The 12,431-nt window shown below is 35.5% G+C and carries 10 protein-coding genes; 5 read left to right on the top strand and 5 right to left on the bottom strand.

What is annotated here, in order from left to right; all coding sequences use genetic code 11:
- Positions 1-65: 65 nt before the first annotated feature.
- The 3 genes from LY01_RS10780 (at position 66) to LY01_RS10790 (ending at position 3,925) form a co-directional block, all read left to right on the top strand.
- A complete protein-coding gene (locus LY01_RS10780) occupies positions 66-1,016 on the top strand; it encodes a PhoH family protein (RefSeq protein WP_104515865.1) in 951 nt (316 codons plus the stop codon).
- 161 nt (positions 1,017-1,177) lie between these two features.
- Entirely contained in the window at positions 1,178-2,143 is a 966-nt protein-coding gene (locus LY01_RS10785) for a phosphoribosylaminoimidazolesuccinocarboxamide synthase (protein WP_104515866.1), read from the top strand.
- A gap of 429 nt (positions 2,144-2,572) precedes the next feature.
- A complete protein-coding gene (locus LY01_RS10790; protein ID WP_104515867.1) occupies positions 2,573-3,925 on the top strand; it encodes an NAD-dependent succinate-semialdehyde dehydrogenase in 1,353 nt (450 codons plus the stop codon).
- A 120-nt stretch (positions 3,926-4,045) separates the two neighbouring features.
- Here LY01_RS10790 and LY01_RS10795 read toward each other — a convergent pair whose 3' ends face one another.
- The 5 genes from LY01_RS10795 to LY01_RS10815 form a co-directional block, all read right to left on the bottom strand.
- Positions 4,046-6,466: a M43 family zinc metalloprotease gene (locus LY01_RS10795; RefSeq protein ID WP_104515868.1), complete on the bottom strand. Its 2,421-nt coding sequence runs from the start codon at positions 6,464-6,466 to the stop codon at positions 4,046-4,048.
- A 399-nt stretch (positions 6,467-6,865) separates the two neighbouring features.
- Positions 6,866-7,252 carry a hypothetical protein gene (locus tag LY01_RS10800; RefSeq protein WP_104515869.1) on the bottom strand — a complete coding sequence of 129 codons (387 nt, stop codon included), beginning with the start codon at positions 7,250-7,252 and terminating at the stop codon, positions 6,866-6,868.
- Positions 7,249-7,506: a hypothetical protein gene (locus LY01_RS10805; protein ID WP_104515870.1), complete on the bottom strand. Its 258-nt coding sequence runs from the start codon at positions 7,504-7,506 to the stop codon at positions 7,249-7,251. Before LY01_RS10805 ends, LY01_RS10800 begins: the two co-directional genes overlap by 4 nt.
- Position 7,507: 1 nt before the next feature.
- Positions 7,508-9,181, bottom strand: coding sequence for a CRTAC1 family protein (locus LY01_RS10810; RefSeq protein ID WP_170034606.1), 1,674 nt, complete (start codon positions 9,179-9,181; stop codon positions 7,508-7,510).
- The gene (locus tag LY01_RS10815; protein WP_104515872.1) at positions 9,174-9,836 is read right to left on the bottom strand and encodes a DUF6796 family protein; all 663 of its coding nucleotides are present in this window, start codon (positions 9,834-9,836) and stop codon (positions 9,174-9,176) included. The genes LY01_RS10810 and LY01_RS10815 overlap by 8 nt, the downstream gene beginning before the upstream one ends.
- Before the next feature lie 487 nt (positions 9,837-10,323).
- Between LY01_RS10815 and LY01_RS10820 the strand changes: the two genes are divergently transcribed.
- Positions 10,324-12,180 (top strand): DNA topoisomerase IV subunit B, encoded by a 1,857-nt coding sequence (locus tag LY01_RS10820; protein WP_104515873.1) that lies wholly within the window; start codon positions 10,324-10,326, stop codon positions 12,178-12,180.
- Between the two features lie 21 nt (positions 12,181-12,201).
- The gene (locus tag LY01_RS10825) at positions 12,202-12,426 is read left to right on the top strand and encodes a hypothetical protein (RefSeq protein ID WP_104515874.1); all 225 of its coding nucleotides are present in this window, start codon (positions 12,202-12,204) and stop codon (positions 12,424-12,426) included.
- Positions 12,427-12,431: the final 5 nt, after the last annotated feature.

Raw genomic sequence — 12,431 nt, forward strand, 5'->3', positions numbered from 1 at the left:
CTGTCTATCATCGATAAACAAAATTATAAAATTAAACACGTAATTACTTATATAATTTACTGCTTTTGAACGAACTTATCATTGACCTGTCAGAATCTAATCCAGGAGAATTTTTTGGAGTTAAAAATAAAAACCTTGCTTTCTTAAAATCTCATTTTCCAAAACTTAAAATAGTCGCTCGTGGTAGTACTATGAAGGTTTTTGGAGATGAGGAACAGTTAGAAGAATTTGATAAACGCATACAGATGCTTCTTGCGCATTTTGCAAAGTATAATAAAATGGACGAGAATGTCATCGAGCGTCTTCTTACTACTGATAGCAATGATGCAGACCTAAGTAAGAACCATGACGACATCTTAGTACATGGTAATTCTGGTATGTTGATACGTCCCAAAACACCTAACCAGCGCAGGCTAGTAGCACTTGCAAAGAAAAACGATATGGTCTTTGCCGTAGGACCTGCAGGAACTGGTAAAACCTATATAGGCGTAGCACTAGCTGTAAGAGCACTTAAAGAAAAGCGTGTAAAACGTATAGTAATCACTCGTCCAGCAGTAGAAGCAGGAGAGAATTTAGGGTTTTTACCTGGAGATCTTAAAGAAAAACTAGATCCATACATGCAGCCTATTTATGACGCATTGCGAGACATGATTCCTGCAGAGCGACTTGCTACTTATATAGAAAAAGGGACGATTCAAATTGCACCTCTTGCTTTCATGAGAGGTAGAACGCTAGATAATGCTTATGTGATTCTAGACGAATCTCAAAATACCACTCATGCCCAAATGAAAATGTTCTTAACTCGTATGGGTAAGGACGCAAAATTCTTCATTACCGGCGATCCAGGACAGATAGACTTACCTAGACGTGTAACTTCAGGACTTAAAGAAGCACTTCTTGTTCTCAAAGATATAAGCGGTATCGGTATGATGTACCTAGACGACAGCGATGTAGTACGTCACAGACTTGTTAGAAAAGTCGTTTCTGCCTACAAGAATATTGAGAATAGTAATTAATAGAATAATAATTAATAGAATAGTAATTCCGCTTTCGCGAAAGCGGAACTATTAAAAACCCCATTGCTCATATCTAGTAGATAACTTGATTAAAAAAATAGAGATACATACTCTAAAATCAAACTAATTGTAGAAATTTGCTTAAGACAAAATATCTAATCATGGCAACCAAAACAGCTGCAACTATTACCGATACTAATTTCAACTTTCCTAACCAGAAAAGTGTTTATAAAGGAAAAGTAAGAGAAGTTTACAATATTAATGACGAGTTGTTAGTAATGATAGCGAGTGATAGATTGAGCGCATTTGATGTAGTAATGCCTAAGGGAATACCTTTTAAAGGACAAATCTTAAATCAAATTGCTACTCAAATGATGGCAGCTACTGTAGATATAGTACCTAACTGGTTAATCGCTACTCCAGATCCTAATGTAGCTATAGGACATCTTTGTGAGCCATTTAAAGTAGAAATGGTGATACGTGGTTATATGTCTGGTCATGCAGCTAGAGAATATAAAGCAGGTAAAAGAATGCTTTGTGGCGTTGCTATGCCAGAAGGTATGAAGGAGAACGATAAATTTCCTACACCTATCATCACGCCAGCTACTAAGGCAGAGATGGGTGACCATGACGAAGATATTTCTAGAGAAGATATCATTTCTAAGAACATAGTCTCTCAAGCAGATTATGAAGTGCTAGAACAATATACTAAGGCTTTATTTGAACGCGGTACAGAACTAGCGGCACAAAGAGGTTTAATTCTTGTAGATACTAAGTATGAATTTGGTAAAACTAAAGATGGTAAAATAGTCTTGATAGACGAGATTCACACACCAGATTCTTCTAGATATTTCTATGCAGACGGTTATCAAGAACGTCAGGAAAAAGGAGAAGCTCAAAAGCAATTGAGTAAAGAATTTGTGCGTCAGTGGTTAATTTCTAACAACTTTCAAGGACTAGAAGGTCAGACAGTTCCAGAGATGAGCGATGAATATATAGAATCTGTAAGTGAACGTTATATTGAACTTTACGAGAACATAACAGGACAGAGTTTTGAAAAAGCAAACACAACAGACATTATGACTCGTATAGAGACTAATGTAGTGGAGTGGATGAAAAACAATTAATATTACCTCTATACCTTTTAACTTATCAGAATAACCTGTTTTCCCTTCGTCTGAAGGGAAAACAGGTTATTCTGTTTTGCTGAAAACCAAAAGGGTTAGATGCGATTTTTGAATCGATGATAAAATTGGTATTCTTTATAATTTCCATCACCGCAAACCCCTTATTTAATTCGCAAGCAAATTAAATTTCCCCCTTTACAAAAGGAGAAAGCTTTGGACTAAGGTTTTAAAAGCTTTTATTTTTTTGATGGTTATTTTTATCTGAAAGAGAACCGTTTAGGTTTCATGGTCAGAATTCAGAATTAAACAGAAAAAAAACATTAATTAACTGTTGACTATTCAGCTGTTAATTTATTTAAAATCTATAGTTAAACCCTTCTAAACATTTAGTTTCCAAACCGTTTCTATTTGTATTTTTAAAATAAAAAAATGATAACAACCATAAATCCATATACAGGTAAAGAACTTAAAGATTATCAAGAGCTTAGTAAAAAGGAAATAAAAGCAAAGTTAGATATAGCTCAGTTAGCTTTTGAAGACTGGAAAAATACGAGTTTTGAACATCGTGCTGAGCATATACGTAAGGTAGGAGAGTTGCTTAGAAAAAATACAGACAGCTATGCTGCTCTAATGACTGACGAGATGGGTAAGCCTATTGCACAATCTCGAGCTGAGTTAGAAAAATGTGCCTGGTTATGTGATTTCTATGCAGAAAAAGCAGAAGGTTACCTAGCTAAAGAACACGTAGAAACTGAGCATTTTAAATCATATGTAACTTTTGAGCCTATAGGTGTAGTACTAGCTGTAATGCCGTGGAATTATCCATTCTGGCAGGTATTCCGTTTTATTGTGCCTGCATTAATGGCTGGTAACGTGGGTGTTTTAAAACACGCTAGTAGCGTTATGGGTTGTGCAGAGTTGATAGAAGATATATTTCTAGAAGCTGGTTTTCCTGAAGGTTGTTTTCAAAACTTTGTTATTAATAGTGATGAGGTAGAAGCGATCATAGAAAGTAAAATTATAAAAGCGGTTACTCTTACAGGTTCAAAACCTGCTGGAGCAGCAGTGGCATCTACTGCAGCAAAAAACATTAAAAAAGCAGTCCTTGAATTAGGTGGTAATAATGCACTAGTCGTTTTTAATGATGCAGATATTGATAAGACAGTACAAACTTGTGTAGAAGCTAGATTTCAAAACACAGGGCAAAGTTGCATAGCCGGTAAACGCCTGTTACTACAAGAAAATATTGCTGACGAGTTTCTAGAAAAATTCACTAACAAAGTAAAGGAACTGACATCAGGAGATCCTAAAGATGAGGACACTTATATAGGAGTAATGGCTAGAGAAGATCTGGCTGAAGAGCTAGAAGAATTAATGAATGCCTCTATAGATAAAGGTGCAGAATTGCATTATGGTGGCTCTAGAGACAAGGCTTATTTTGCACCTACCATCTTAACAGATGTGACTAGTGATATGCCCGTTTTTAAAGATGAAACCTTCGGCCCACTTATGGCGGTAAGTACCTTTAAAACAGAGGCAGAAGCTATTAAAATGGTGAACAATTCAAAATTTGGTCTAGGAGCAAGTCTTTTTTCTCAAGATTTGAAAAAAATGGAAAGCCTAGCTACACAAATTAAGGATGGCGCTGTTTTTATAAATCATAAAGTAGCGAGTCATCCAGCATTGCCTTTTGGAGGTACTGGTATTTCAGGTTTCGGTAGAGAGTTGTCTCATTACGGTATCAGAGAGTTTGTGAATATCAAGACCGTAGTGATCGCATAGATTTTTAATAATTCCGCTTTCGCGAAAGCGAGATAATCATACATATCTCTTTAGAAAAGAGTAAAAAAAAGCCTGTCAAAATCAATTGACAGGCTTTCTGAATTTAAAAGATAATTAGAATTACTTCTTGATAAACTTTTTAGTTACTATTTGCTCACCGTCATTGATTTGAATAAGGTAAACATTTGATTGAAGAGCAGCCACATCGATAGACTTTTCATTTACCACGCCAGCAGCAACTCGCTGACCAGTTAAATTATAAATCGTATAAGTTACTTTTTCACCAGTCGCTGTGGTGAATAATTGAGAACCGCTTACAGGGTTAGGGTAGATGTTAATCTCATTACCTGGTATAGCGACTTTGCTTGCCGTTACCGCAGTTCTTGCTGTACCACATTCTCCTAAATTTACCCACGAAGAAACTTCTCTCTCAAAAAGAACATTTTGATATACTACTTGATCTCCTACAGAGTAGCTGTTTGCACTGTTGTAAGCTGGTACACCATCACACTTATCAGTAGACGCAGCACCATTAGTTATTTTAAGATCATCTACAGCGATATCACCTTGCCATGAAGTACTTGTGTTTACTGTTAATCTTAACTGTAAATTATCACCAGCGTAGGCTGCGAGGCTAACAGTTGCCGTTTTCCATGCCGCACCTTGATCACCAGACTGAGTGAATATAGTTGTATATGAACCACCTGTACTCGCTTCTACTTTTAAAGTACCTACGGCATTACCAGTCATTTGGTATTGAAAAGATAGTGTCGCATTACTCTCACTAGAAAGATCAAAACAAGGAGAGTCTAAAGAAGCTGTCTTACTGAAGTTAGGGTCAGATGCCTCAACATATATATAATAAGAACCTTGTGCAGCGGCACTAGGACCTGTGCTAGAAGATGGAGTTCCTCCAGTTCGTAACGACCAGTCTAGAGAATCACTTCCATTTTGAGACCACTGTCCAAGAGTATTTTCAAAACCTACAGAATAAGGGAAGGAAGAAACGCCATTTACACAACCGGTAGAACCACCGCCACCAGAAGTAGCTGTTGTAATGCCAAATGCATCTACCGCAATATCACCTTGCCATGAGCTTGCTGTATCTACTACGAGTCTTACTTGTGCTGTATTTGCTGATAAACCAGCACTAGCTGTTAACCAGGCTGCACCTTGATCACCAGATTTAGTAAATACAGTAGACCATGATGTAGAGCCACTTGCTCTAGCTTGTAATCTTAAAGTACCTACTGCGTCTCCAGTCATCTGGTATCTAAATGTAGCGGTAGGAGTAGAACCGCTAGCAAAATCTAAACATGGAGAGTTTAAAATAGCAGTTTTGTCAAAATTAGGGTTAGATGCCTCTACAAATACATAGAAAGAACCTTGGTCTGCAGCGCTAGGACCAGTACTGCTAGAAGGTGTCCCGCCAGACTGTCTAGTCCAGTCTAGTGAGTCGCCAGTGTCTTGTGTCCAGCCACCTAGAGAGCTTTCAAAACCGTTAGAGTATGGGAAACTATCTATAGTACTATTGCAACCAGTATCATTACCGCCACCACCAGATGGAGGTGTACATTTAGTTGATAATGCAAGAGCAGAATGAAAACCACCATTTAATAAATTAGCTCTCATACGTGCTTTTTGTCCTACCGTGAATAAGTTCATACAAGAGTCGTTAGAATAATCCATGTAATTTTGCACCATATCTACAGATCCACAAGAAACATGTCCTGTGTTACAACCGCCGTTAGAAGCGTCAGATTCTGGTGTGTCGCTTACAAAGTCATCAACACCACAACCACCGTCGCCCCAAATATGGCGCAATCCAAAAAGATGACCTACTTCATGAGTAGTCGTTCTACCACCATCAAAAGGAGCAGATACAGCACCTGTACGACCGAAGTAATTATAACCCATTACCACACCATCTGTTGCGCGGTTGCCACCAGGAAATTGAGCATAACCTAGAATACCTGCCTGACCGTTACTATTTAAGGCAGATACTGTCCACATGTTAAGATATTGTGTGGTGTCCCATGGTGTAACTCCACCTGTTGCCGAATTTTTCATTCTGTTTTGAGTAGTATTCCATGAAGTTACCGACGAAGCTTTTCTTGTTATACCATTTGTTGCATTTCCATTAGGATCTACTTGCGCTAGACAGAATTCTATTTGCATATCTGCAGCTTGTGACCAGGTATTATCTGCATCGCTATTTGTTCTTCTAAAATCTTCATTAAGAACATCTATCTGAGACTGTATTTGAGCAACACTAATGTTTTGAGTTGAATTTGCATAAAGTACATGAACGACTACAGGGATAGTGATCACGCTACCATTTACAGATTTTTGAGTGAGCAATTGGTTTGCTTTTTGTTGAGTAAACCGCTCTGCATTTGCTACGCTTCTTGCTAGTGCAGGGTCTTGGGACATAGCGAGAACCAGGTCGTTATGAGTCGAGCATTCTCTTTGTTGAGCAAAACTAACCGCAGTAAAAAGAACTGCTATTAGAAGTGCTAATTGAGTAAAGTTTTTTTTCATTATAGGGGTTTTAATTAGTATATATGTTGCCTAATGTATAACCTTTTGATAATAATGCAATGAAAGTATCTATTATGCTATGAATAGTGTATTAAATAAGCTTACTAATTATCAATTTGATATTGAAGCTGCGCGCTGTTTATTAACCTACTGATTTAGTAGGTTAATATGTTTGTTTTCAGTTTGTTAAATTTATATTAATAAACGTGTCTAAAACTCTGACTTTCAAAAAGAAGATAATATTCTACTCCATAATTAATTTAAATTTTAACTTTATCCGTGTGTATTTCATCGATGTATGATATCGTTTCATCTTGTTTGATTGATGAATTGACTTTGTGATGTAATGTTTGTTGTTGAGACTAGAGTTGTTGTAATCTCGCTTTCGCGAAAGCGGAACTACTTATATTGCAATGATACTTTTTGCTCTACGTATTTAAGTATGATCAGAGTAGAAAAAATAAGAAGTGAAATATAGCACATAGGAGTAAGATTTGCCATTTTAGGGCATTGTGCTAGATCGTTAAATTGTAGATATGATGCTACTGCGGCTATACCAAAAGCAAGTGCTGTGAAGAGGTAGTAAAATACTGTTTTCTTACTTGTTAAGTGAGATAGGGCTGGTATTAAAAAGCAGAAAAATATAATGATACAAGCTGGTATCAAGGCTATTTTAGGACAGCCGTTGCCCGTTTTTAACTCTTCTAAAACCAGTCCGCCTGCTCCCCATAATCCTATGAGTAGCAGGAGAGTGATAAGGTATGATAAGAATGTTTTGAATATCATTTACTTGAATTAATCACACAAGTTGGACATTCAGATCCATTAACGGTGCTTTTTAATTTAATACCATTAAGATGAGTAACCATAAACTCTTGAATAAATGCATATCTCTCGTTGTGGTTATTTACATCTATTTGAGAGTCTTTAAATTTTTTTCTTACAAGGTTACCATATTCTTGATCACCCCAGCAGTTAGGGCAATATCCTTCTAGAACTTCGTCTTTTTTACTACCTGTTAGTATCGATATCAAATTCATGTTATAAAGTGTTTTCGTTTAAATCTAAGTCTGTGTTTGAATCAGTGTCTTCTATATCTTGTACTTTTTGAAGTGCAACATTAACCACTGTATTTATAGCAGGATTGTTAACAGTATCTATAGTACCGTCTATGTATTCTATAGTTATTTTTTCTATTTGAGTGTCGTTTTTTAAACCAAAATGAACTAACGCTGTTTGATCACTTACGAGTCCTTCTCCGGTAACGAGCCAGTCTGTTAATTTTCTATCCTTAAGATATACGGTGATTTTTGCTCCTATTTCTTTACCGGTATCTGCAAGGTGTACTTGAACATAATTGTTTTTATTATTTCCTTTATTGATAAAGGCTTTGGCCTGATCATTAATGTTAACCCATATAAGATCTAAGTGTCCGTCTTTATTAAAGTCACTAACTAGTGGAGTGATAGCATATGTAGGATTAGTAGCACCACCTTTCTTAATACCTGGAGCAAACGTATGATCTTCTTTCTGGATTAAAAGACGTCCATCTAATTTAAAGATTTTACTCATAGGGAAATCTATGTAGTTTTCGGCAACCATTAAGTCTTGAAGACCGTCGTTATTCATATCGGCAAATGCCGCACCCCATGAAAATTCATAATCGGCTATTAAAGCTTCTTGGGCAACGTCTTTAAATTTAAAGTCGCCTTGGTTTTCAAATAAAATCCATTTCTCAGTGAATAAAGAGGCATCTTTTATATCTCCTTTTACTATAAAGACAGGAGCGGTACTACCTGTGTTAGAAAACATGAAATCTACAAGGCCATCATTATTATAATCTCCTATAGCAAGCCCCATAGGGTAAGCAAACCTATTTGTGATAGGGTTATCTACCATGGTATAAGTAAGATCTCCATTGTTTTTATAAGTTCTTACTTCTCCAGTGTCATGCACAGCGATTATATCTAACCAAGAATCATTATCGATATCAATCAAAGAACCTTGAAAAGTATTATGTATATAATCTAGTCCAGCTTCTTTAGTGATACTTTTAAAAGTATTGTCACCATTATTAAGTAGCAATTCACTTGTAGAACCATAGGTATAGTCTTCAAAAATGGTCTGACCTTCCATTAATTCTTTGCGTAAATAGGTAGACAAGAAAATGTCTAAGAGTCCATCTTTATTAATATCACCTACGGTAATACCTACTGGTGTAGATTTTTCATTAACAGGCGTGTCTATTACAGTCTCTGTGAATTTACCGTTTGTGTTGTAAAAAATTACCAATCCGTTTTCACGGCTTATCATTAAATCGGTAAAACCATTGTTGTCAAAGTCTGCACTAACTGCAGCTAGAGTAGTAGTGCTATCTATTTTTTTAGGTAGATTAACAGTTGCGCTTATTTCAACAAATTGTCCATCACGGTAAGCAAATAAAGCATCGTCTTGAGACATTCCACCACCGAAGAATAACTCATCTACATTATCATTGTCAATATCTATAAGAGCCGAAGATGCTAGAGGTAATGATTTCTCACTATTGTGTTTGTGAGTAAAATTTATGGCAACAGATTCAAATAGCGGTATTTGATCTTCAGCAATCTCTACATCATATTTGTCGGTAGTGGCATCGAGCCAAAACTTACCGAAAATGAAAATTAAAGCAATAACAATTATTGCGAGTAGGGATAAAGCTATTTTTTTAAACATGGCGATTGTTTTTGTAAAGTTGAATAAGTGAAATGGTAAATAATATGAAATGAGTAACATTCATGAGAATAGGGATGATATGCTGTCCTATACTAGGTAAAGCAAAGCCTATTAAAACGAGTGCAATTAATATGGTAATAGGGTTTAAGATGGCCATCCATTTTTTGTATTGCGTACTTCCTTTAAGTATGGCAATAATAAAGAGGATAGAAAGAAGAGCAATAACTATTCTCAGTACCTGAACCAGTACTTCCATGTGTGCCGTATAATGATCTATGAGATTTTTATAATCTGTAGGATTGATACTGTCTTGTAGGTGTACGATATTACCAATAGAAGCTCTAGATCCTATCCATACACCACCTATGGCAAATGCTATAAAACCTGTTGCAAGTACTAGTTGTGCGAGTAATTTATTACCAGTTTTAAGCATGTAATAAATATGAAAATACCCAGCAAAATAAAAAGGTAAACCTATCATAGCTAGGGTATGTCCTAAACTTAGATTACTTAAAGGGACGTAAGAGAAAAAGTTATAATTTTCAGATTCTCCCATAATTTGTGGAGAGTAATGAAGTAGGTATTCTCCAGCTCCTACAAGTATAGAGGCTAGAATACCTAAAAAGCCTAATATTTGGGCTGTTTTTGTAGTCATTTATTTGAATTTTAATTATTTAGTAATGATGAATTAATTACCACTACGCTACAATGATACAATAAAAATCAAAAGGTATTTGTATATACATGTAAAGCTAACCTACTTATAGAGGAGTTTTTAGATCAAATTTGCAATACATAATTCAACATATCACAAAGAGATCGCATATGTCGTTAAAAAAACGGTTTTTAGAGTTTTTTATCACAAAAACATAACAAATTTTGTGAATAAAAATTTACTATTTTTATTTTTAAAGTTGTCGTCTAGACGACTGTTGAATTCAAATGAAAAGGATTAATGACTATCTTTAAATCGATCAAATAGCAATTAAGTTGATTCTAAATCACCTCAAATTCCTAGCTATAATGATTAACTATTTTTATTCACAGTAATAACTTAAAATATGTTAATTAAAATAGCTTTTTAGACTAGGAATTAAAGCAGTACAATTCTTATATTTCCACATACCACAGATTTTACTTTAATGGACGGAACAACACAATATACCGAGGATAATATACGCTCACTCGACTGGAAAGAACACATAAGAATGCGTCCCGGAATGTATATCGGGAAGCTGGGAGATGGCTCTAGTGCAGATGATGGTATTTATATCTTACTTAAAGAAGTTATAGATAACTCTATAGATGAGTATGTCATGGGTGCAGGTAAAACTATCGAAGTATCCATACAAGGAGAACGTGTTATAGTACGTGATTACGGTCGTGGTATACCTCTAGGTAAGGTCGTGGATGTAGTTTCAAAGATGAATACTGGTGGTAAGTATGATTCTAAAGCATTTAAAAAATCAGTAGGTTTAAATGGTGTAGGTACAAAAGCTGTTAATGCTTTATCCTCTTATTTTAGAGTAGAATCTTCTCGAGAAGGTAAAAGTGCTAGTGCAGAATTTGAAAGAGGTGAGTTAACCGGAAAAGATTTTCTAGAAGAAACCACAAGACGCAAGGGTACAAAAATGACTTTTGTGCCAGATTCTGACATATTTAAAAACTTTAAATACAGGCCAGAGTACGTAGTACGTATGTTAAAATACTACGTATACTTAAATCCAGGTCTTACTATTATATTTAATGGTGAGAAATTCTTCTCAGAACATGGTTTAAAAGACCTACTAGGAGAGACTATAACAGAGACAGATAGATTATATCCTATCATACATTTAAGGTCTGAAGATATTGAGATCGCTATGACACATAGTAGAACTCAATATAGTGAAGAATACCACTCCTTTGCAAACGGTCAGAATACGACGCAAGGTGGTACACACCAGGCAGCATTTAGAGAAAGCGTGGTAAGAACCATAAGAGAGTTTTATAATAAGAGTTATGACGCTAGTGATATACGCAAGTCTATAGTTAGTGCCATTGCTATAAAGGTAATGGAGCCCGTTTTTGAATCACAGACTAAAACTAAGTTAGGCTCAACAGAAATGGGAGGAGATTTACCTACGGTAAGAACCTTTATTAACGACTTCATTAAAACAAATTTAGATAATTATTTACACAAGAATCCAGATGTAGCAGAGGCTTTACAGCGCAAAATTATACAGGCAGAAAGAGAACGTAAAGAACTGTCTGGAATTAGAAAGCTAGCTCGTGATCGTGCAAAAAAATCTAATTTACACAACAAAAAATTACGTGACTGCCGTGTACATTTAGGGGATACTAAAAAAGCAAATAATCTAGATAGTACTTTATTTATTACCGAGGGAGATAGTGCAAGTGGATCGATTACAAAATCTCGTAATGTAAACACTCAGGCAGTATTTTCTTTAAGAGGTAAACCATTAAACTCTTATAACATGAGCAAGAAAATTGTTTATGAAAACGAAGAGTTCAATCTATTACAGGCAGCCCTAAATATAGAGGAGAGTATGGAAGACCTGCGTTACAATAAAATAGTAATCGCAACAGATGCCGATGTAGACGGTATGCACATACGTTTGTTATTAATAACGTTCTTTCTTCAGTTTTTTCCAGAATTGATTAAAAAAGGACATTTATATATTTTACAAACGCCACTTTTTAGAGTAAGAAACAAGAAAGAAACTAGATATTGTTACACACCAGAAGAAAGAGCAGAAGCTCTTGCCGAGTTAGGTAAAAACCCTGAGATAACTCGATTTAAGGGACTTGGAGAGATAAGCCCAGATGAATTTGTGCATTTTATAGGAGAAGATATACGCCTAGACCCTATCATGCTGGACGACGGTATGAGTATTGAAGATTTATTAAAATTCTATATGGGTAAAAACACACCAGATAGACAGGAGTTTATTATTAATAACCTTAAGGTAGAGCTTGATGTTGTTGAAGATCAGTGATATATAACTTATTATTTAACAATGATTAAATATAAACACATAGTAATAGTCGCAGTGATAGCTGTATTGTTCTATATAATTGGAGCATTATTTAAGATATTGCATTGGGCATTTCCTTTAGGTGAAAACAGTCATTTTGGTGGGCCAGAATTAATTGTAATTTCAGTTATGTTTTGGGCTATTGCTGCTGGGCTGCTTATCTTTAAAGCAATTACTGCTAGAGGTGATGATTTTTTAAATAAATAGTGGTT

The organism is Nonlabens xylanidelens, from assembly GCF_002934445.1.
GTDB classification, from domain to species: Bacteria; Bacteroidota; Bacteroidia; order Flavobacteriales; family Flavobacteriaceae; genus Nonlabens; species Nonlabens xylanidelens.